Source organism: Vibrio sp. 10N.222.55.C7, assembly GCF_041473335.1.
Lineage (GTDB): Bacteria > Pseudomonadota > Gammaproteobacteria > Enterobacterales > Vibrionaceae > Vibrio > Vibrio crassostreae_C.
The window spans coordinates 1-20,220 of sequence record NZ_JBFRSC010000021.1; the positions used below are offsets into that span (position 1 = coordinate 1).

Here is a 20,220-nt window from a genome sequence, read left to right on the forward strand (position 1 = left end):
CGCGATGAACCTTTTTTTATGTTTGGTTCGTTTGTAAAACGGATTGAGAGGCAATAGCTCTGCTACTTAATATGAGCTGAGCCAGTCATGTTCAATTGGAATAGGGAGTTAAACCTCTGCCGCGACAACTCGCCCACTGAAGTAGTCATTCGAGACAATGTATTCGGTTGTTCTGGTCAGCTCGTCTTGCAGCTGCGCCCAGTGACATCGGTTGAGCTTGCCATCGGAGTTATGAACGGCGGGAACAACGCCACCGACTCGAATGCCAAAGGGAGTCAGCTCTTTCGCCCAACTATGGGTAAAGCCAGTGATCATTGAGTTTGCGCTCTCTAAGCCAGACACATCGTGAAAGTCATCATGAGATATCACATTCACAATCACGCCTTCCTTATCTTCCTCTCGCAATCTCTCAGCACTGATTTGCCCAAATGCGAACAGGGTCGATGCCATCGATGAGAGATCATTAATAAAGCTGCTCACAGGCTGATCGCCAATTAGGCTAGGCATTGGGGAGCTTATCCAGTTATTGACCAGCACATCGGGTGTCGTGTTGAAGGTGGTTTGAATAAAATCATATACGCTGAGAATCGCTTGGCTGTCATTGCCTTTGAGCGTGTAGTGGTAAACAGAGTCAGAAAACCGGGCACACTGTAGATACGTCGCTCTAAGTGCTTCCGTGTCTTTATCACAAAGGATGACGGTGGCTCCAAGGTTAACAAAGTGGTTCGCAATCGCCCCCCCCAGTCGCGAGCCGGCAGATGTCACCAATATGATTGAGCTTTTTATTTCCATCCCAGTACCTAAACAAATCGTCCATGTCGGATAAGGATGGGTTAAAATTTATACAACGGGTGTGAATTGGTTCAAACTAAGGTGTGCCAATTAATAAGTTTTTATGAAGTTAGTGGCACGTCACATTTTGTAGTAACTTCAAGCGGTAACCGACATCAGGTGTTTTTAGGTTGCCTAAGGCTAGTGGTTCATATCATTCGTGTGAATACTTTGAAGTGTGCGAGTTAGTCGAAGAAGAGCTATGGATAGACAGCGAAAAAGGGAAAGGTAGGCGACCGCTATACTTGAGCTTGAATTTGATACTGACGTTGCGCGGTGGTTAGCTCATTGTAGAGCGTGGAATGTGGCAAATCAGGTAAATGCTTGTTTGCGAGTTTGCGTCGGTCATGACCAGAAAGGTTTTGGTAAACCTCTTCGGGTAAGTCGGCTGTATCTTCAGGCATGAAGGCAAGCGCTTCAGGTTTCAAGTAATGGCTGAGCTTGGCGCTGGCAAGGCTAGCTTGATGAAAATGATTAGATTGCTGAGCTGAAATCTCATATGAAGACTGGTTTGAACGCAGTTGTTGAGGTTCTGCTATGCCAAATTGTTTGCGCAGGCGATCTTCATTTGTCTCTGTGATTTCAATGGTGTCAATTGGCGTGCAATCACGGACATCATTAGAAAACATAGATAACAGCAACGCGAAATCTGCACGGCGACCTTGCTCAACCGCTTGGCTGATCCCGATGCCGAACTTCAGTTCGTTGATGATTCCTGCTTTGTCTAAAGTATGTATTTGCATGTCGCCTCTCATTGGATACACCTTTAACGGCATGGAGTCGGCAAACTTTAGTGTTTAATTACAGGCAAATAGAGAATTTATGTAGGGTTGGGAAGAACGCTATCAATAGTTCGAGAAGTAAGCGCTATTGGCGGGTTTATTACGAAATGTTTAGATTTTGTGGAACACGACAGATACAAAAAAGCTCACGCCGAGGCATGAGCTTTCAATAGATAACTCGCTATAAATAGCGCAGCGTAAGCAATAATTACTTAGCTAGGTTCTCTTCTACGAAAGACCAGTTTACTAGGTTCCAGAATGCAGCCATGTAGTCAGGGCGAACATTGCGGAAATCGATGTAGTAAGCGTGTTCCCATAGGTCAACAGTTAGAAGTGGAGTAACACCTTCTTCTGTTAGAGGAGTAGCAGCGTTAGAAGTGTTAACGATGTCTAGAGAACCGTCAGCTTTCTTAACTAACCAAGTCCAAGAAGAACCGAAGTTGTTGATTGCTGAATCAGTGAATTTCGCTTTGAATTCTTCGAAAGAACCGAATGCAGCGTTGATAGCTTCTGCAACAGCGCCAGTTGGTTCGCCGCCCGCTTTAGGAGCAAGACAGTGCCAGTAGAACGTGTGGTTCCAGATTTGAGCAGCGTTATTGAAAACACCACCAGTAGAAGTCTTAACGATCTCTTCTAGTGTTTTGCCTTCAAACTCAGTACCTGGGATAAGGCCGTTTAGCTTAACAACGTAAGTGTTGTGGTGCTTACCGTGGTGGAAATCTAGCGTTTCTGCTGAGATGTGTGGTTCTAGCGCGTCTTTCGCGTAAGGAAGAGCCGGTAGTTCAAATGCCATTGCTCAATTCTCCATTGATATGAAAGAGTTAACTCTTTCGATTGCTTCCAGTGATATTATTATTCATGGCTCGCTATACTGCCAACCATGGTCAATTTGCTGACTTGCGATATAGTTTAGCAAGTTTTTACTTTATTAAAAGCTTATTTCATTACTTTTGTGTGAATTGTTAGCTTAGCTTGTTAACCGCTTTTTTTATATGGTTTTTATTCTTTTAGTTTGGGGTAGAATAAAGGCAATAAAAGCCGTAATCCATTAACGAGGAAGCAATGGAAACTATCGATAAAATCAAACAGCAAATTGAAGAAAACACTATTCTACTGTACATGAAAGGTTCTCCTAAGCTACCTAGCTGTGGTTTCTCTTCTCAAGCGTCTCAAGCTCTAATGGCATGTGGCGAAAAATTTGCTTACGTAGATATCCTACAAAACCCTGATATCCGTGCAGAGCTTCCTGCTTACGCACAGTGGCCAACTTTCCCACAACTTTGGGTTGAAGGTGAGCTAATCGGTGGTTGTGACATCATTCTTGAGATGTTCCAAAAAGGCGAACTTCAGCCAATCATCAAAGAAGCAGCGGCTAAAGTTGCTGGCGATGACGCTGAATAAGTTCTAGCCTTTGCGCTGAATAGTTAAAATGAGGGGCCTTAATCAGGCTCCTTTTTTGTTTGAATTGATCGAATCATTGACTCGATAAGGAATGAACAATGAACGTAAAACTTCATTATGTGCATGATCCAATGTGCAGCTGGTGTTGGGGTTACAAGCCAACACTTGAGTTATTGAAACAACAATTGCCTGCGAGCATTGAGTTTAACTATGTAGTGGGTGGTTTGGCCCCGGATTCTGATGAGCCAATGTCAGAAGAGATGAAAGGCAAGCTGCAAGCGATTTGGAAGCAGATCGAAGCTAAGTTGGGTACTGAGTTTAACCATGATTTTTGGACAGAGTGCCAACCTGTTCGCAGTACTTACCCTGCGTGCCGTGCCGTGATTGCTGCAGGTTTTCAAGACCACTACGAAGCGATGCTTGAAGCGATTCAACATGCTTACTACCTTCGTGCGATGTTGCCACATAGCCAAGACACACATTTGCAGTTGGCTGAAGAGCTAGGTATGAATGTTCAACAGTTAGAAAATGACCTTTCTAGCAAGTTATTGGAAAGTGAGTTAGATGACCAGCTAGGCTTTAAAGAAGCGATGGGTGTATTTTCTTACCCGACCTTAATGCTTGAAGTGAACGGCATCTTTAGTGAAGTTGAATTGGATTATCATTCAACGGAAGCGACGCTTAAGTCTATTCGCGAAATTTTAGTGAGTAATGCTCCCGCTGCGTAATTCAGCGAGAGTCATCTGTATTCGCAATGATTTCTAAGGCTTACTCATCAGAGTAAGCCTTTTTTGTTTGGTGTCGCTAGTTCAATGAGAGTGAGCGGAAGGAAGAGTAGAATGAATCTCAGAGACAAAAAAGACCGCACGAGGCGGTCTTTATAAAAGTGAGCGTAGGACTGTTTAACTACAGAACCTAATTACAGAACCATGGCTGCAATCCAACCGAATACGATCAGTGGGATGTTGTAGTGCAGGAACGTCGGTACTACGGTTTCCCATACGTGCTCGTGTTGACCATCAGCATTTAGACCAGACGTTGGACCTAATGTTGAGTCAGAAGCCGGAGAGCCCGCATCACCAAGTGCAGCAGCTGTACCTACTAGAGCGATTGTTGCCATTGGCGAGAAGCCAAATGCTGCTGCTAGTGGAACGTAGATAGTTGCAAGGATTGGAATCGTAGAGAACGAAGAACCAATGCCCATAGTAACCAATAGACCAACAATTAGCATAAGTAGTGCTGCTAGAGGCTTGTTGTCGCCGATGCTTGTTGAAAGTGCTTCAACCAAAGATTCAACGCCACCTGTTTGCTTCATAACTGCCGCGAAACCTGCTGCTGCAATCATGATGAAACCGATCATTGCCATCATGTGAACGCCCTTGGTGAAGACATCTTGTGTCTCTTTCCAAGCAATAACGCCACCGAAGGTAAATACCATGAAACCCGCTAGAGCACCGATGATCATAGAGCCAGTCGATAGTTGAACTGTTAGCGCTGCTACGATACCAGCTGCTGCTACTAGGATGTGCTTCTTGTTGATCTCTTTCACTTCTGTTGAAACAACAGTGTGAGAGGTTTCTTTGTATTGGCGAGGCTTACGGTAAGTAAAGAATACTGCAGTAAGAAGACCGAAGATCATGCCCGCAGCGGGTAACAACATCGCCATTGGCACTTGGCTTGCTACTACGTTTTCAAGACCATTGTCGTGAAGGTTTTTAAGCAGAATGTTGTTTAGGAAGATGCCACCAAAACCAATCGGTAACACCATGTAAGGTGTAATCAGACCAAAAGTCAGCACACACGCAACTAGACGACGGTCTAGGTTCATTTTTGCGAATACGCCTAGTAGAGGTGGGATTAAGATTGGGATGAAGGCGATATGTACCGGAATCACGTTTTGCGAAGACATGGTCACTAAGATCAACGACGCAAGCATGCCGTATTTAAGACCAGTCGATGCTGCACTGTTCTCTTTGCCGTGAATGCGTTTGATAACACTTTGAGCAAGGAGATCTGTGATACCAGAACGTGAGATAGCAACAGCGAATGTACCAAGCATAGCGTAGCTAAGTGCAATCGTTGCACCGCCGCCTAATCCACTTTCGAAAGCCGCGACTGTGTCGTTCAAGCTCATACCAGAGGCTACGCCACCGATAATTGCACTGAACGTCAGAGCAACGACTACGTTTACGCGCATCAAAGCTAAAACAAGCATGATGCAAACTGAAATTACAACAGGATTCATATTATTCTCGGGATGTTGTGTTTTTTATGAAGGCAATACGAAAAAACGTTTACCGACTCTATTTTTTATTCTTCGTCAACAAGAGGCCAACCACCAAGGGCTTTCCATTTGTTTACAATGCCGCAAAATAACTCTGTGGTTTTTTGCGTATCATACAAAGCAGAGTGTGCTTCTTTGTTGTCAAATTCCATCCCTGCAGTGCGGCAAGCTTTAGCCAAAACGGTTTGACCGTAGGCAAGACCACTAAGAGCTGCAGTGTCAAAAGTAGCAAATGGATGGAAAGGGACGCGTTTAAGCTTACAGCGCTCACTTGCCGCATTAACGAAGTTCAAATCGAATGTAGCGTTGTGAGCAACCATGATTGCGCGACTGCAATCTGAAGCTTTTTGTTCTTTTCTCACTAGCTTGTAGATTTCTTTAAGGGCTTCTTGTTCCGACACAGCACCACGTAATGGGCTAAATGGGTCTTTAATTCCGTTAAAGTCTAATGCTGCCTGCTCTATATTTGCGCCTTCAAAAGGCTCAATGTGAAAATGAAGCGTTGATGCAGGGTGCAGATCTCCGTTCTCATCCATTTTTAATGTAATGGCACAGATTTCTAATAATGCATCGGTTTCAGCGTTAAACCCTGCGGTTTCCACGTCGATGACCACTGGAAAATAGCCGCGAAAGCGTTTTTTTAGGGTCAGAGCTTCGTTTTCTACAGTCATGTTAGCCCAAATAAGTGTGATTAAGGCTGCATTATTGCAGATAATAGCAGTGATAAAAACTAGGGAAGGGCAATAAATCATAAATTACCTAACCCATTACGGCTTGATAATTGCATATTTAAACGTGAGAGAAAAATGCGGCAATTGGCTGCATTGTTAAACGAATTGCTTAAGAGATACTCCACTTTATGAAGAAACAACTCATAACAGGTTCAATGCTATTTTCGCTACTTGTGTCGTCATCGGTCATGGCACAAGAAAAGCGTTACGGAGCATCTCCTCAACAGTCGACATGGGAGATGGTGGCCAACACGCCACTAGAATGTCGCTTGGTTCACCCAATTCCAAACTTTGGTGATGCTGAGTTCTCATCTCGCGCGAGTAAAAAAATCATTTTGGACTTTGAGCTTAAAATGCGTCGCCCAATGGGTGCGACGCGTAATGTCAGCTTGATTTCGATGCCGCCACCTTGGCGTCCGGGTGAAAGTGCTGATCGCATGACAACCATTAAGTTCTTCCAACAATTTGATGGCTATGTCGGTGGTCAAACAGCTTGGGGCATCTTGAGTGAGTTGGAGAAAGGGCGTTATCCGACATTCAGCTACCAAGAGTGGCAGAGCCGAGATCAACGTATCGAAGTGTCGTTGTCGTCAGTGCTATTCCAAGAAAAATACAATGTGTTCAGTGACTGTGTTGCTAATCTGCTGCCTTACAGCTTTGAAGATATCTCTTTCACTATTTTGCATTACGACCGCAACAGCGATCAGCTGAATAAATCGTCGCGTAAAAGGCTGAGCCAGATTGCTGATTACGTTCGCTATAATCAAGACATCGACCTTGTGCTGGTGGCAACGTACACCGACTCTGTCGACAGCAAAGGGATTAGCCAAAACCTTTCAGAGCGCAGAGCGGAATCGTTAAGAGAGTACTTCAAATCTCTAGGCTTGCCAGAAGATCGTATTCAAGTACAAGGCTATGGTAAGCGTCGTCCGATTGCAGACAATAACTCGCCAATTGGTAAAGACAAGAACCGACGTGTTGTGATCTCTTTAGGTCGTACACAGGTTTAAGCTAAACAATAGCTTGTTTTGAAATGACAAAGCCCGTCTTGATGACGGGCTTTTTTATGTTTTAGATTTGGAGTCGTTGTTTGGACGTAACTTGTTTAGTTCAAGCGGAAGCGGGCGATCATTTCACAGTTGGTCGCGGTATCGATCTTCTCCACCATAGAGGCAATTTTAGGGTTTGGGTGGCGTTTCATGAAATCGATCAGCGCTTTCTTACAGCAACCAATAGAATCGATAAAGCTTGAACATTGAGTATTAGGGCACTGAGGGATCAGTGTGAGTACCTTTTCGGAAGCCAGTTGAAGATACTTGAGCTCGTATTCAGTGTCGCCAGCCCAACGCCAGAATTGAGCAAGATTGTGGCAAGAAATCACCGAAATCAGTAACCGCTCATCGGCTTGAATATCGGTGCGTTCTGTAATTTCTTCACTTAAGTTCAAAGCCTGCTGATAATGAAGAATACTTCGTACAGGATCGTCGAGCTGCAATGCAGTATCGGCAAGTAACGTGTGTTTTTCCCATTCGCTAATCATTGTATTACCTCATTAATCAATAGGTGGTTAATTTAAATAATAATTATTATCATGTAAAGTTTCATCAATGAGATTGTTAAGAATAATTGGTGAAGCATATCGATTATGGGGAGAGTGATAAAAAAGAAGCGAGCATAGTGCTCGCTTCTTTTTTATTTCATCAGGCGTTCAAACTCAACTTCTCAAAGAGGTTAAGGAATTAACCTTCTAGACCTGCGCTTGCTTGTTTGTTCTGAATCAGCTCAATCATGTAGCCATCAGGATCTTTAACGAACGCAATGTGTGTAGAGCCGCCTTTAACCGGACCCGCTTCTCGCGTTACGTTGCCGCCAGCTGCTTTAATCGCATCACACGTTGTGTAGATGTCATCAACACCGATAGCAACGTGACCAAAAGCAGAGCCAAGATCGTATTCCGTGGTGCCCCAGTTGTAAGTCAGCTCAATCACTGCGCCTTGAGATTCGTCGCCAAAGCCAACGAAAGCCAGTGTGTATTCGTACTCTTTGTTTTCGTTCTTACGTAATAGCTGCATGCCCATTACATTGGTGTAGAACTCGATAGACTTGTCTAGATCACCCACGCGTAGCATGGTGTGTAAAATACGACCGTTTGACATGATTTGCTCCTAGCTTGTTATTGGTTGTTTCTTTTATAGCACTATATATGAGCAAGCTCATAAGCAACACCAAAGAGATGATGAGCTTGGTCATATTTTCTTATTCTCATCATCTATCTTACTCTCCCTCTCTAGATTTTTCTTATTTGTATTACAAGAAAATGAAAGTAGACGGCCTTCTTGATTTGTCAGTCACTATTGATTAATTCGAATTTTTGCATAAATAGTAAGTTTGAGTATTGGTCTTTTTTGTAATGGCCTTGGTTATTGAATTGTGACTTATATCTCCATCTTGTTGCTGATTTCCTTTCGTTTTTAAAATTGGCATCTAACTTTCCATTTTATCAATTTATGATTACGCCAACATCTCCCTGTTTATAGAAAGGTTATTCCGATGTTTTACTTCGTTATTAAGGAGTTTTCGATAAAATACGCCGATAACCAATGGTTTTTACGAAAGTGCAAAGGGTGTCTATTTTTTGTGCTTATCTTTTTTAAACAATAGTTTGGGCTTGTATTGTTTGTTTTATGTTTGATGTGGTTGTGTTTTCAAAGTAGTTGTCAAGTGTGTATCAAGTGTATCTTTTGCGATCTTTGCTAAATAGACAATCCTTACTATATAGTTTTTCAAGCGCACCAAATCGACTAAATATTCACTTTTGATTTGTGCGATTTTTCTATCACATAAGAATAAGTATTATTTTATTACATTAGCCTCGGCGTGAGGCATTGATGTGGAGTACTCAAATGACGAGTAAATGGTTTACACAACAAAGTTCAGATGTTTTAAACGAACTGAACGCAGATCAAACGACAGGTTTATCAACTTCTGAAGCGGATGCACGCTTAGAGAAGCACGGCACTAACGAACTGACTGCACAAGAGTCAGCTTCTGCGTGGGAACTGTATATTCATCAATATAAAAACCCACTGATTTTTATTCTAGCTGTTGGTGCAATCGTTTCTTGGTCTACTGGCCACGCGATTGATGCTATGGCTATTGCAGTGATTATCCTTATCAATACTGGTATCGCGTTCTGGCAAGAATTTAAAGCTCAGAAAGGGATGGAAGCGCTAAAAGAAATGGCAGCTCCAGAAGCCGAAGTGATGCGCGATGGTAAATGGATCAGTGTTCCAGCTAAAACCCTCGTTCCTGGTGACATCATCAAAATTAATACTGGCGATATTCTGCCTGCTGATGTTCGTATTCTTGAGTCAAACCGTCTGACGGTAGATGAGGCTGCACTGACCGGTGAATCTGAGCCAGTGAATAAGCAGTCTGAACGCCTTGAAGATGAGACCCTTGGTCTTGGCGATCAGAAGAACATGGGCTTCATGACAACAATCGTGACTACAGGTACAGGCCTTGCTGTGGTAACAAGCACAGGTATGCAAACTGAAGTTGGTCACATCGCTGATATGATGAACCAAACGGAAGAGACGAAAACACCAATGCAAGAGCGTATGGACACCATCGCACTCGCATTATTGGTTGTTGCTCTTGTGGTTGTTGCTATTGTTTGTGCTATCGGTGTTTACCACGGTATGCCATGGTTAGAAATCCTAACAACAGGTATCTCTTTATCGGTTGCCGCTATTCCTGAAGGTTTACCAACGGTGGTTACTATCGTATTAACGATGGGCTCGACTAAGATGGTTAAGAATAATGCTTTGGCTAAACAGCTAGCAGCAATCGAAACGCTTGGTTCTACAACCGTTATCTGTTCAGATAAAACCGGTACGCTAACACAAAACCAAATGCAGGTGATGAAAGCGTACGATGTGTCTGGTCGTTACTGGGATGTGTCAGGTAAAGGTTTTGATCCTAAGGGTGAATTCATTACCAAAGGTCACAATGTCGAAGCGACAAACAGCCCTGCAATGATGAAAGGTCTTGTTGTTGCAACGCTTTGTAACGATGCTGAATATGTAAATGCTGATGGTAAATGGACGGTTCGTGGCAACCCGACAGAAGGTGCACTAATTGTTGCAGCTGCAAAAGCAGGTCTTAAACAAGATGAAATGCTATCAACGGGTGGCTACTCAATCGTTAAGAAGTTCCCGTTCGATTCTGGTCGTAAGATGGCTTCTGTTATCGTTCGTGACCCACAAGGTAAGCACTTCCTAGCATTGAAAGGTGCGCCAGATGTTGTTCTTGGTAAATCAACCAGCTTCATGGTTGACGGTGGTTTCGTACCAACGGTTGGCTGTGAAGTTTCAGGCAACTTGGCTCTCGATACCGCACCGTCTCAAGAGCTTCATTTAAACTTTGAAGCGGCAATCCAAACCTTTGGTGGTGATGCTCTGCGTACACTTGCCGTTGGTTTCCGTGAATTAAAAGAAGAAGAGCTTGAGTTAGATTTCCCTGAGCTTGAAAAAGACGTCAGCATCCTGGGTATCTATGGCATCATGGATCCACCACGTCCAGAAGTGCGTGATGCTGTAAATAGCTGTTATAGCGCTGGTGTTCGTACGGTAATGATTACCGGTGACCACGCAGTCACGGCAGCAGCGATTGCTCGTGAAATCGGAATCATCCGTAGCGAAGACGATCTAGTGGTAACGGGTGCTGAGCTTGACCAAATGGATGACGAGAAGCTTTTGTCTATCTGTTCTCAGGTTGCAGTATTTGCACGTGTTACTCCAGAGCACAAGCTGCGTATCGTAAAAGCGCAGCAAGAGAACAATGAAGTTGCCTCTATGACCGGTGACGGCGTGAACGATGCGCCAGCACTGCGTCGTGCAGACATTGGTGTTGCGATGGGTATTACAGGTACGTCTGTTGCGAAAGACTCAGGTGACCTTATCCTGTTGGATGACAACTTCAGTACTATCGTGAAGGCGGTACGTCAGGGTCGTCAAATTTTCGATAACCTACGTAAGTTTATCCGCCAAGCACTTACAGCGAACGTGGGTGAGGTTTCGGTAATCCTATTTGCATTCCTACTCATGGGACCAGATGTAGTACTTCCGCTAACTCCACTAATGATTTTATGGGTTAACCTCGTTTCTGATGGTCTACCAGCACTCGCACTCGGTGTTGAGCCAGAAGAGAAAGATCTCATGGAGCGTAAGCCAGGCAAACGTGACCAAGGCTTCTTCTCTAATGGTCTAGGCGCTCGTATCCTAACTCGTGGTCTCGCATTAGGTGGTCTAAGCTTTGTGACATTCTCTTACGCACTCGACGGTGGTTACAGTGCTCAATACGCACAAACCGTTGCGTTTTTAACACTGATCTTTGCTCAACTTTGGAGCTTGTTCGATGCACGTACGTTTACAACGATTTATCGTAAGAATCCGTTCACTAACCACTACCTACTTGGTGCGGTGGCAGTATCGGCTATCTTGTCTTTAAGCGTTGTGTACACAAGCTTCGGTCAGTTGGTATTCAGCACAGAAGCGCTAGAGTTTAATCACTTAATATCGTTAATCTTCATTGCAGCAGTACCAACATTTGTTCTATCTGCTATCAAAGAAGTGACTAAAGTGGAGTTTATCTAAGACAGACTTCTTAGCTAAATAATTGAATCCCGCCATAAAAGGCGGGATTTTTTATGCCTGTTGTCTTGGGAACGCAGAATTAGAAGTGAAAACTTATGTAGAGGCGGATTCTAGAGAGTGGCAATAAAAAAGCAGCGCTTTAAGCGCTGCCGTATTGATTAATCGTTGTGAACGGAAAGACTAATCTTCGCTCTTTTCTTTGAATTCACAGAGGTCTTCAATGATACAGCTGCCACAGCGTGGTTTACGTGCGACACAGGTGTAACGTCCATGAAGAATGAGCCAATGGTGGACATCCAGTTTGAATTCTTTTGGGATAACCTTAAGTAGTTTTGCTTCGACATCGTCGACGGTTTTACCCATCGCTAGCTTAGTGCGGTTTGATACACGATAGATGTGAGTATCAACGGCAATGGTTGGCCAACCGAATGCGGTATTTAACACTACGTTTGCTGTTTTACGACCGACACCTGGAAGGGCTTCTAATGCAGCGCGATCTTCCGGTACTTCACCATTATGTAGGTCAAGCAGCATACGACACGTTTTGATGGTGTTTTCTGCTTTTGAGTTAAATAGGCCGATGGTCTTGATATACTCTTTTAAGCCATCAACACCTAGGTCGAAAATTGCTTGCGGAGTGTTGGCTAAAGGGTACAGCTTATCCGTCGCCTTGTTCACGCTGACATCGGTTGCTTGTGCAGACAATAGAACGGCAATCAGCAGCTCGAATGGGCTGTTCCAGTTAAGCTCAGTCTCTGGCTTTGGATTGTTTTCTCTTAAACGCTCAAGTATTTCTACTCGTTTTACATTGTTCATAGCGACATTACTTTCAAATAGTTAGGGCATGAAGCTTGGATTGCTTCTGCTTTATCATCGGTTACGCGCTCTTATGAGCGTCATTATTATATGTACTGTTTAGATCTGATTTCCCCCGCTGAGTGGTTGAGCTAACTCAGCGAGGTTTAAGCTAATTTAACTTATTAGGCATTGGTAACGCGAGCGCGTTCAATGACTGGTTTTTCTTGTTTTGGTTGTCTAGATTTTGCTTGGTTATCGATGATATTTTTCAAAGCAATTAAGAAACCAACACCAATGAAGGCACCCGGTGGAAGCAGGGCTAACAAGAAGCTGTTATCAAATTGGAATATCTGGATTCGTAACACCGAAGCCCAGTCACCAAGCAGCAGGTCTGCGCCATCAAATAGGGTCCCGTTACCAATAATTTCACGCATCGCACCTAACACGACCAATACTGATGTCATGCCTAGACCCATCCAGAAACCATCTTGAGCCGCTGGTAGCACTTCATTTTTTGAAGCGAAGGCTTCCGCACGACCAATGATGATGCAGTTGGTTACGATCAGCGGGATGAAGATACCCAAAGAGAGGTAAAGCCCATAGGCGTAAGCGTTCATCAGCAATTGAACACAGGTTACTAGCGAGGCAATGATCATTACGAATACTGGGATACGTACTTCTTTTGGCACATGATTACGAACCAAAGAAACAGAAACGTTTGAGCCGACCAGTACAAGCAAGGTAGCAATGCCTAGCCCAAGTGCGTTAGTGACTGTTGACGATACAGCCAGCAGCGGACATAACCCAAGAAGTTGCACTAGGGCAGGGTTATTGGCCCACATGCCATTTTTGATCAATGTTTTATGGTCACTCATTATTCACCACCACAATTTAGAGGTTGAGCAAGCAATGCTTGGTTGTTTTGGTTAACGTACTGGACCGCTTGTTTGACTGACTTCACGACTGCTCTTGGCGTGATAGTAGCGCCAGTAAACTGGTCAAAATCACCACCGTCTTTACGAACCTTCCAACGGTCTAGATTAGAATCCGTCACTTGCTTACCTGCAAACGAAAGAATCCAATCACTCACACGCAGATCAATCTTATCACCCAAGCCCGGAGTCTCTTGGTGAGAAAGCACGCGAGTACCTAAAATAGTACCGTCAGTTTTCATTCCAACAATGACTTTAATCGCGCCATTGTAGCCGTCTGGTGCAATCGCTTCGATCGCAATCGCGCTAGGCTCACCATTAAGCTTAGCAATGTAAGCCGGCATCGCTTGCTCAGTACCAAGCTCTTCTGCTTGAACCAAAGTACAAGACGAAAACAGCTCGTTGTCGTGCTGATCGTGTGGGATCACTTGGTTAAGAACAGACAGTAACTGAGCCTGTTCTTGTTGTTTGATCTGATCTTTGGTTAGGTAGTGAGTTACCGCGACCAAACCCGTCGAAGCACACGCAAAAATCGCGAGTACAAGGCCGTTTTTCTTAATTGCATTTAGCATGGTATCCGCTCCCTTAGTGACCGTATGTGCGAGGTTTGGTGTAGTAGTCAATCAGTGGAACACACATGTTGGCTAACAATACAGCAAACGCCACGCCATCAGGGAAACCACCCCAACTGCGGATGATAAAGACTAAACCGCCGATCAGAGCGCCAAACACTAAGCGACCTTTGACTGTCGTGGATGCTGAAACTGGGTCGGTTGCAATAAAGAATGCACCAAGCATAGTCGCGCCAGACAGAAGGTGAATGGTTGGAGAAGCGGTTTCACCAGGAGTGAGCACTAAGAACACTAAGCTAAACAGAGTAAGACTGCCGATGAAAGCCACAGGGATATACCATTGAATAACACGTTGCTTAATCAGCACTAAACCGCCGATTAGGTAAGCAAGGTTTACCCACTCCCAGCCTACGCCAGCTAACCAACTAAATTGAGGTTGAGATAGTGCTTCTGAGGCAGTATTGCCTGCCGTTAATGCCGTTTTGAATGCATCAAGCGGCGTCGCCATTGTGGTGCCATCAATGCCAAGGCGTGCTTGTTGCAGAGACAAACCTTCGTTATTGAAGCCAGTAAAGATCATCAAGAATGAGTCAATAAAGCTTGTTGCTTCTGCTGTCAGGCTCGCGGGAGCATTCCAACTGGTCATTTGAACTGGGAATGAAATCAGCAAAACAACGTAAGCGACCATCGCAGGGTTAAATGGGTTCTGCCCTAGGCCGCCGTATAAGTGTTTCGCGATAATAATAGCGAAGAACATACCAATGACGAGGATCCACCACGGAGAGTGTGGGGGAATCGCGACACTGAGTAGCCAAGCGGTTACAACAGCACTGTAATCACGCAGTGCCATTACTGGCGGGCGTTTTCTCAATAGCATGACGGCTGCTTCAAAGGTAACAGCAAGTGCAATAGCAAATACTAACTGGATGAGGGTACCCCATCCAAAGAAGTAGGTTTGAGCTAGTAGACCTGGCAATGCACAAATAGCCACCCATTTCATTAGATCTGGGGTGCTTCTACGGCTATGCGCGTGCGGTGAGCTGGCGATAAAGAAGGCCACTACTCTTTCTCCTCATTGTTCTTTTTATCTAGCTCTTGCTGGGCTTTTTTCGCTTTAGCACGAGCGATAGCTGCAGCAACAGCAGCTTTCTTCGGATCGACCTGTTCAGATTGAGTATCAGTTTCTACTTCAACTACTGGTTCAGATGTTTCTGCTTGCTTAGCTTGCTGTGCTTTTTTTGCTTTAGCACGGGCTATAGCGGCAGCAACGGCGTCTTTCTTAGCATCGCCAGAACTTCCAGCTTCAGTTTCAACTGCAGGTTCAGGAGCTTCGGTTGTTTCTTGTGTCGCTTGCTGTGCTTTCTTAGCCTTAGCGCGAGCGATGGCCGCAGCAACAGCAGCTTTCTTAGGGTCGACTTGCTCCGATTGAGTCTCGGTTTCAACTTCAACCACTGGTTCAGATGTTTCTGCTTGCTTCGCTTGCTGGGCTTTTTTGGCTTTAGCACGAGCGATAGCGGCAGTAACAGCATCTTTCTTGGCATCGCCGGATTTTTCAGCAGGAGCTTCAGCAGCAGATTCAGCTTGTTGAGCTTTCTTGGCTTTAGCACGAGCAATGGCCGCAGCGACAGCATCTTTCTTAGCATCGCCAGAGCTTTCAACAGGAGCATCCGAAGCAGATTCCGCTTGCTGTGCTTTCTTCGCTTTAGCACGAGCAATCGCTGCAGCGACGGCATCTTTCTTAGCATCGCCAGAGCTTTCTGTTGGATTATCCGTTGCAGCTTGCTGTGCTTTACGTTCTCGTGCTTGACGTTTACGCTCTTCACGTAGCTTAGACATTTCAGAGTTATCTGGTTCTGCGTCATTTGCTTTCTGGGCCGCAGCTTGTTTTGCTTTTGCTCTAGCAATAGCCGCTGCAACCGCAGGTTTTACAGCCGGTTCCGAATTAGGAGCTTGGTCTGCCGCGGCTTTTTGCGCTTTAACGCGAGCAATCGCAGCTGCAATCGCATCATCACCATCCGTAGACTTCATGTCTTTACGACGGTTGTCAGCGGCTTTCTTGAAGCGGTTTTCACGCTCTGCTTTGTCACGCTCCATGCGAGCGTTTTTTTCTTCGAAACGAATCTTGGCGCGTTCTGCAGCTGTTGCTTCGTCTTTTCTTGTTTTGATTTCTGCTTTCGCTTGGCGATAGTACTGAACAAGAGGAATTTCACTTGGGCAGACAAAGGCACAAGCACCACATTCAATGCAGTCTTTAATATTCAGTTCTTCACACTTATCCAACTCGTTGGCTTTCGCATGCCATTGCAGTTGTTGAGGGAGCAATGACGCAGGACATGCTTCGGCACAAGCACTGCATCGAATACATTCCATTTCATAAGTGCTTGGCGAAATTTCACGGCGTGTCGGCGCTAAAATACAGTTGGACGTTTTGGTAATTGGCACATTAGCATGTGGTAAAGTGAAGCCCATCATAGGGCCGCCCAAAATCAATCGCGGCAGCTTTTTATCCGCTTTGTAGCCAAACTCTTCCAGTAACTCGTGTACTGGTGTACCTAATAGTGCCCATACGTTGCGAGGTTGCTTAAAGGTCTTCCCTGTTAAAGTCACAACACGGTTGATAACGGGCTCGCCGTCAACCACTGCTCTTTTAATAGAGTAGAGAGAACCGACGTTTTGAACCAAAACACCAATATCTGCAGGTATACCACCAGCTGGAACCTCTTTATTGGTGAGGATCTTGATGAGCTGTTTCTCACCACCCGAAGGGTATTTAGTTGGGATAACTCGAATGACGATGTCTTTGTTTTTCGCTGCAACCTCAAGTGCTTTTATTGCATCAGGTTTGTTGTCTTCAATACCGATAACGGTCAGCTTTGGTTGAAGAATGTGTTCAACCACTTCGATGCCTTTTAATACTTCGTCGGCATGTTCTTGAAGCAACTTGTCATCAGAGGTGATGTAAGGTTCACATTCCGCAGCGTTGACGATCAAAATGTCGGTACGACCTAAGCCTGATTGAAGCTTCTTAGCCGTAGGGAAACCTGCGCCGCCCATGCCTGAAATACCAGCTTGGCGAATCACATCAAGCAGTTCGTCAGAAGTCTTTGTCGAAAAATCTTCAACTGGATTTTTTTCAATCCAAGTGTCTAGGCCATCAGGTTTAATAACCACGCATATTTCGCTCAAGCCTGAAGGGTGAGCGGTAGTTCGCGGTTCGATAGCGGTAATCACACCCGATGTTGGTGCGTGTACTGGCAAAGTAAAACCTGTGTCTAAGGCCGTAAGTTGCTGACCTTTTAACACAGTGTCGCCAGCAGCAACCAATAGGTTCCCCGGCTTACCGATGTGCTGTTTCACAGGAAGAACGATTTCTTCTGGAAGCCTTGCATGGACGATATCAGTAGTATTCGACTGTTTCTTGTTTTCAGCAGGGTGCACGCCACCAGGGAAGTTCCAAATACAGCCCGTGCGAATTTGTTCAATTAAAGAGATCATACTAACCCTATGCTTTAGGCTCTGACGCAGTCGCATCAGTCGCTTGGTTAGTGATATCAGTAACAGGGATGATGTTCATCTGCCATTTCCAATTTTCAGTCGTTGTTGCCACTGGAATCATTTCAATACAGTCAGTAGGGCACGGTGCGACACATAGATCACAACCTGTACATTCATCTTTAATTACTGTGTGCAGTGCCTTGGTGCCACCAACAATGGCGTCAACAGGGCAGGCTTGAATACACTTGGTACAGCCGATACACATATCTTCGTGAATGAAGGCAACGGTTTTTACTTTGTTATCTAAATCATGAGCGGAGTCTTCAACTTCTACGCCCATTAAATCTGCTAGCTTCTCAATGGTTGCTTGGCCGCCCGGAGGACATTTGTTGATCTTGTCTCCGTTAGCGATCGCCTCTGCGTATGGGCGACAGCCAGGGTAGCCACACTGGCCACATTGAGTTTGCGGTAAAATGGTGTCGATTTGATCGACGATAGGATCAGCTTCAACTTTAAAACGGATAGAAGCAAAGCCCAAAATAGCGCCAAAAACAGCGGCTAAAACGGCTAGCGCAATGATCGCAATTAAAATGGTACTCATGTTTATTTCACCAACCCAGTAAAGCCCATGAATGCCAGAGACATTAGGCCTGCTGTGATCATCGCAATCGATGCGCCTTTGAATGGCATTGGAACATCAGCAACCGCAATACGTTCACGCATTGCAGCAAATAAGATCAATACAAGAGAGAAACCCACCGCTGCGCCGAAACCATAGATGATCGACTGAATGAAGTTGTGGTTTTCATTGATGTTCAGAAGTGCCACACCTAATACCGCACAGTTGGTGGTGATAAGAGGCAGAAAGATACCCAGCAGGCGATAAAGAGTCGGGCTGGTTTTGTGAACGACCATTTCCGTAAATTGAACAACCACCGCGATAACCAAGATGAAACTCATGGTACGCAGGTATTCAATACCCAGAGGGGTAAGGATGTAGGTTTCTACTAGGTATGCAGAGACCGACGCTAACGTTAGAACGAAAGTCGTCGCGAGGCCCATGCCAATCGCAGTCTCCAGTTTCTTGGAGACTCCCATAAATGGACATAGTCCTAAAAACTTCACTAGCACAAAGTTATTGACCAGCACTGTGCCAACCAACAACAAAAGGTATTCGGTCATAATGGATTAATTCTTGAGATTCCGATCCCGATATTATCCTGCTTTGCTCACCTAATAACAACCAAGGATCACTAGGGATTTAGACACTTGGTGAAAAAATCAACGGGTAACCGTTTGATTAAGATGGATCAGGTTAAGTATAGGTGGGTATTTGCGGGGAATGAAAAATAAGATTAACTCAATGATAACTCATCGAATCAATCCTATTTTCTTTGTTGTAAAAAGTGTCGAGGAACGAAATGACTTAGTCTTTATGAACCTGAGCTTTCTCAATTAATGTTTCGAACAGAGGCTCTGCGCACCAAAATTGGCATAAATAGCTTATGTTCCGTGTGTTCTTTTGGCTCGTCACTTGCGAGTTGCAGAGAGAGCTTAACCGCTTGATTAGCCATGACTTGAATTGGGTAACGAATGGTGGTCAATCGAGGGTAGATGAAGCGAGCAATGTGGCCGTCATCAAACCCAATAACTGATATATCTTCTGGAATACGAACGCCATTTTCTTGTAATAACGCCAAACAGCCTGCTGCCATGTAGTCGTTATACGTTGCAATGGCTGTGATATCTGTGTTTTTTGCCATTAAGTTAACCATGGCTTGCTCACCGCCTAGCTCGTCAGGTTCACCATATTCGATGTACTCATCGTTCGATTCAATACCGTGATCTTTCAATGCATCCAAATAGCCACCTAAGCGGTCGTGAGCATCTTCAATATCGTGACTCGAGCAGATGTAGCCAATGTGCTTGTGGCCGTTTTTAATCAAATACTCAGTCGCGATGTAAGAGCCGCGGCGGTTGTCGAGAGCAATACAGCGGTGTTCGATATCGGGAACAATTCGGTTGATGAGAACTAAGCCGGGCACTTCATTGGCTAGCTTAACCAATTCTTCGTCGCTAATGCCTTTGCTATGAACCACGAGTGATTCGCAGCGGCTGTTGATCAGCAAGTTAATCGCATTACGCTCTTTGGTCGCGTCATGGTAGCCGCTGCCAATCAGTAGCTGCTTTTCTTGCTCACTTGCCACGGTATCAATGGCTTTGATCATCGAGCCGAAGAACGGGGCAGAAACATCATTAACCAGTACACCAATCGCGTTTGAAGATTTGCTGACCAATGCACGGGCGTTGGCATTTGGGCGATAGCCGAGTTTTTCCATAGCGGCTTTTACCGCCGCAATTGCGGTTTCACTGGTGTGAGGTGCATTGTTGATTACTCGAGAGGTGGTCGCGATTGATACGCCTGCTTCCTTCGCAACATCTTTAATGGTAGCCATTCCGCTCTCTTATTCTGAATATAATGCTGTGTGCTGGTGGTTGGACATTTAACAACGGATAGTTAGGCAATTCAAATATTAAACATCAAATATGACGAGGTTTGATGGTTTATTTTTGATTGGCTGACTAGTTTGAAAATAATAAGCCAAGCTCTAGATTTGAGCTTGGTTTTTGAGTCACATTGGCGTGTGGACTGCTGTCGTGTGAGCTGTTGTCGCGTGAAGTAAGGTAATCACAGGTAACCCAAAGTAATAGGGGAACCAAGTGGCTTAGAGCAAGC

The 20,220-nt window shown here is 44.8% G+C and carries 19 protein-coding genes; 4 read left to right on the forward strand and 15 right to left on the reverse strand.

What is annotated here, in order from left to right:
* Window positions 1–108: 108 nt before the first annotated feature.
* From AB4482_RS07400 to sodB, 3 genes are all read right to left on the reverse strand, one after another.
* On the reverse strand, window positions 109–792 hold the full coding sequence (locus AB4482_RS07400; RefSeq protein WP_017070508.1) for an SDR family oxidoreductase: 684 nt from the start codon (window positions 790–792) through the stop codon (window positions 109–111).
* A 278-nt stretch (window positions 793–1,070) separates the two neighbouring features.
* Window positions 1,071–1,574, reverse strand: a complete 504-nt coding sequence (locus tag AB4482_RS07405; RefSeq protein ID WP_277815999.1) for a VC2046/SO_2500 family protein — start codon at window positions 1,572–1,574, stop codon at window positions 1,071–1,073.
* A gap of 247 nt (window positions 1,575–1,821) precedes the next feature.
* Window positions 1,822–2,406 carry a superoxide dismutase [Fe] gene (sodB, locus tag AB4482_RS07410; protein ID WP_004734050.1) on the reverse strand — a complete coding sequence of 195 codons (585 nt, stop codon included), beginning with the start codon at window positions 2,404–2,406 and terminating at the stop codon, window positions 1,822–1,824.
* A 269-nt stretch (window positions 2,407–2,675) separates the two neighbouring features.
* Here sodB and AB4482_RS07415 point away from each other — a divergent pair, with 269 nt between their 5' ends.
* Window positions 2,676–3,014, forward strand: coding sequence for a Grx4 family monothiol glutaredoxin (locus AB4482_RS07415; RefSeq protein WP_004741702.1), 339 nt, complete (start codon window positions 2,676–2,678; stop codon window positions 3,012–3,014).
* 98 nt (window positions 3,015–3,112) lie between these two features.
* Window positions 3,113–3,742: a DsbA family protein gene (locus tag AB4482_RS07420; protein ID WP_372099925.1), complete on the forward strand. Its 630-nt coding sequence runs from the start codon at window positions 3,113–3,115 to the stop codon at window positions 3,740–3,742.
* A gap of 191 nt (window positions 3,743–3,933) precedes the next feature.
* Here the strand turns inward: AB4482_RS07420 and AB4482_RS07425 are convergent, their stop codons facing one another.
* Together AB4482_RS07425 and rnt are read right to left on the reverse strand one after the other, a co-directional pair.
* On the reverse strand, window positions 3,934–5,259 hold the full coding sequence (locus tag AB4482_RS07425; protein WP_372180761.1) for a Na+/H+ antiporter family protein: 1,326 nt from the start codon (window positions 5,257–5,259) through the stop codon (window positions 3,934–3,936).
* A 65-nt stretch (window positions 5,260–5,324) separates the two neighbouring features.
* Window positions 5,325–5,969: a ribonuclease T gene (gene rnt, locus AB4482_RS07430; RefSeq protein ID WP_017061178.1), complete on the reverse strand. Its 645-nt coding sequence runs from the start codon at window positions 5,967–5,969 to the stop codon at window positions 5,325–5,327.
* Window positions 5,970–6,157: 188 nt separating this feature from the next.
* On the opposite strand from rnt, the gene motY reads away from it, so the two are divergent.
* The gene (gene motY / locus AB4482_RS07435) at window positions 6,158–7,039 is read left to right on the forward strand and encodes a flagellar protein MotY (RefSeq protein ID WP_017063457.1); all 882 of its coding nucleotides are present in this window, start codon (window positions 6,158–6,160) and stop codon (window positions 7,037–7,039) included.
* 95 nt (window positions 7,040–7,134) lie between these two features.
* Here the strand turns inward: motY and AB4482_RS07440 are convergent, their stop codons facing one another.
* Together AB4482_RS07440 and gloA are read right to left on the reverse strand one after the other, a co-directional pair.
* Complete coding sequence (locus AB4482_RS07440; RefSeq protein ID WP_004734047.1) at window positions 7,135–7,569, reverse strand: DUF2753 domain-containing protein; 435 nt, start codon at window positions 7,567–7,569, stop codon at window positions 7,135–7,137.
* 199 nt (window positions 7,570–7,768) lie between these two features.
* The gene (gene gloA / locus AB4482_RS07445) at window positions 7,769–8,185 is read right to left on the reverse strand and encodes a lactoylglutathione lyase (RefSeq protein ID WP_004734046.1); all 417 of its coding nucleotides are present in this window, start codon (window positions 8,183–8,185) and stop codon (window positions 7,769–7,771) included.
* Window positions 8,186–8,932: 747 nt separating this feature from the next.
* Between gloA and AB4482_RS07450 the strand changes: the two genes are divergently transcribed.
* The gene (locus AB4482_RS07450; RefSeq protein ID WP_017061173.1) at window positions 8,933–11,686 is read left to right on the forward strand and encodes a cation-transporting P-type ATPase; all 2,754 of its coding nucleotides are present in this window, start codon (window positions 8,933–8,935) and stop codon (window positions 11,684–11,686) included.
* 180 nt (window positions 11,687–11,866) lie between these two features.
* Here the strand turns inward: AB4482_RS07450 and nth are convergent, their stop codons facing one another.
* From nth to AB4482_RS07490, 8 genes are all read right to left on the reverse strand, one after another.
* Window positions 11,867–12,502 carry an endonuclease III gene (nth, locus tag AB4482_RS07455; protein ID WP_017061172.1) on the reverse strand — a complete coding sequence of 212 codons (636 nt, stop codon included), beginning with the start codon at window positions 12,500–12,502 and terminating at the stop codon, window positions 11,867–11,869.
* Between the two features lie 164 nt (window positions 12,503–12,666).
* On the reverse strand, window positions 12,667–13,359 hold the full coding sequence (locus AB4482_RS07460; RefSeq protein WP_012603531.1) for an electron transport complex subunit E: 693 nt from the start codon (window positions 13,357–13,359) through the stop codon (window positions 12,667–12,669).
* Window positions 13,359–13,988, reverse strand: coding sequence for an electron transport complex subunit RsxG (gene rsxG, locus AB4482_RS07465; RefSeq protein WP_017061171.1), 630 nt, complete (start codon window positions 13,986–13,988; stop codon window positions 13,359–13,361). The genes AB4482_RS07460 and rsxG overlap by 1 nt, the downstream gene beginning before the upstream one ends.
* A gap of 13 nt (window positions 13,989–14,001) precedes the next feature.
* Window positions 14,002–15,048 carry an electron transport complex subunit RsxD gene (gene rsxD, locus AB4482_RS07470; protein WP_017063459.1) on the reverse strand — a complete coding sequence of 349 codons (1,047 nt, stop codon included), beginning with the start codon at window positions 15,046–15,048 and terminating at the stop codon, window positions 14,002–14,004.
* Complete coding sequence (gene rsxC / locus AB4482_RS07475) at window positions 15,048–17,483, reverse strand: electron transport complex subunit RsxC (protein ID WP_372180762.1); 2,436 nt, start codon at window positions 17,481–17,483, stop codon at window positions 15,048–15,050. Before rsxC ends, rsxD begins: the two co-directional genes overlap by 1 nt.
* A gap of 7 nt (window positions 17,484–17,490) precedes the next feature.
* The gene (rsxB, locus tag AB4482_RS07480) at window positions 17,491–18,084 is read right to left on the reverse strand and encodes an electron transport complex subunit RsxB (RefSeq protein ID WP_004734040.1); all 594 of its coding nucleotides are present in this window, start codon (window positions 18,082–18,084) and stop codon (window positions 17,491–17,493) included.
* A gap of 2 nt (window positions 18,085–18,086) precedes the next feature.
* Complete coding sequence (gene rsxA / locus AB4482_RS07485) at window positions 18,087–18,665, reverse strand: electron transport complex subunit RsxA (protein ID WP_004734039.1); 579 nt, start codon at window positions 18,663–18,665, stop codon at window positions 18,087–18,089.
* A 269-nt stretch (window positions 18,666–18,934) separates the two neighbouring features.
* Window positions 18,935–19,939 (reverse strand): substrate-binding domain-containing protein, encoded by a 1,005-nt coding sequence (locus AB4482_RS07490; protein ID WP_136973536.1) that lies wholly within the window; start codon window positions 19,937–19,939, stop codon window positions 18,935–18,937.
* Window positions 19,940–20,220: the final 281 nt, after the last annotated feature.

What these genes read in the sequence shown, in the direction of transcription:
- gloA (WP_004734046.1), bottom strand. Translation starts at nt 8,185, where the DNA reads ATGTCAAACGGTCGTATTTTACACACCATGCTACGCGTGGGTGATCTA.
- rsxA (WP_004734039.1), bottom strand. Translation starts at nt 18,665, where the DNA reads ATGACCGAATACCTTTTGTTGTTGGTTGGCACAGTGCTGGTCAATAAC.
- AB4482_RS07460 (WP_012603531.1), bottom strand. Translation starts at nt 13,359, where the DNA reads ATGAGTGACCATAAAACATTGATCAAAAATGGCATGTGGGCCAATAAC.
- AB4482_RS07405 (WP_277815999.1), bottom strand. Translation starts at nt 1,574, where the DNA reads ATGCAAATACATACTTTAGACAAAGCAGGAATCATCAACGAACTGAAG.
- rnt (WP_017061178.1), bottom strand. Translation starts at nt 5,969, where the DNA reads ATGACTGTAGAAAACGAAGCTCTGACCCTAAAAAAACGCTTTCGCGGC.
- AB4482_RS07425 (WP_372180761.1), bottom strand. Translation starts at nt 5,259, where the DNA reads ATGAATCCTGTTGTAATTTCAGTTTGCATCATGCTTGTTTTAGCTTTG.
- motY (WP_017063457.1), top strand. Translation starts at nt 6,158, where the DNA reads ATGAAGAAACAACTCATAACAGGTTCAATGCTATTTTCGCTACTTGTG.
- rsxC (WP_372180762.1), bottom strand. Translation starts at nt 17,483, where the DNA reads ATGATCTCTTTAATTGAACAAATTCGCACGGGCTGTATTTGGAACTTC.
- rsxG (WP_017061171.1), bottom strand. Translation starts at nt 13,988, where the DNA reads ATGCTAAATGCAATTAAGAAAAACGGCCTTGTACTCGCGATTTTTGCG.
- rsxB (WP_004734040.1), bottom strand. Translation starts at nt 18,084, where the DNA reads ATGAGTACCATTTTAATTGCGATCATTGCGCTAGCCGTTTTAGCCGCT.
- nth (WP_017061172.1), bottom strand. Translation starts at nt 12,502, where the DNA reads ATGAACAATGTAAAACGAGTAGAAATACTTGAGCGTTTAAGAGAAAAC.
- sodB (WP_004734050.1), bottom strand. Translation starts at nt 2,406, where the DNA reads ATGGCATTTGAACTACCGGCTCTTCCTTACGCGAAAGACGCGCTAGAA.
- AB4482_RS07490 (WP_136973536.1), bottom strand. Translation starts at nt 19,939, where the DNA reads ATGGCTACCATTAAAGATGTTGCGAAGGAAGCAGGCGTATCAATCGCG.
- AB4482_RS07450 (WP_017061173.1), top strand. Translation starts at nt 8,933, where the DNA reads ATGACGAGTAAATGGTTTACACAACAAAGTTCAGATGTTTTAAACGAA.
- AB4482_RS07440 (WP_004734047.1), bottom strand. Translation starts at nt 7,569, where the DNA reads ATGATTAGCGAATGGGAAAAACACACGTTACTTGCCGATACTGCATTG.
- AB4482_RS07420 (WP_372099925.1), top strand. Translation starts at nt 3,113, where the DNA reads ATGAACGTAAAACTTCATTATGTGCATGATCCAATGTGCAGCTGGTGT.
- AB4482_RS07400 (WP_017070508.1), bottom strand. Translation starts at nt 792, where the DNA reads ATGGAAATAAAAAGCTCAATCATATTGGTGACATCTGCCGGCTCGCGA.
- AB4482_RS07415 (WP_004741702.1), top strand. Translation starts at nt 2,676, where the DNA reads ATGGAAACTATCGATAAAATCAAACAGCAAATTGAAGAAAACACTATT.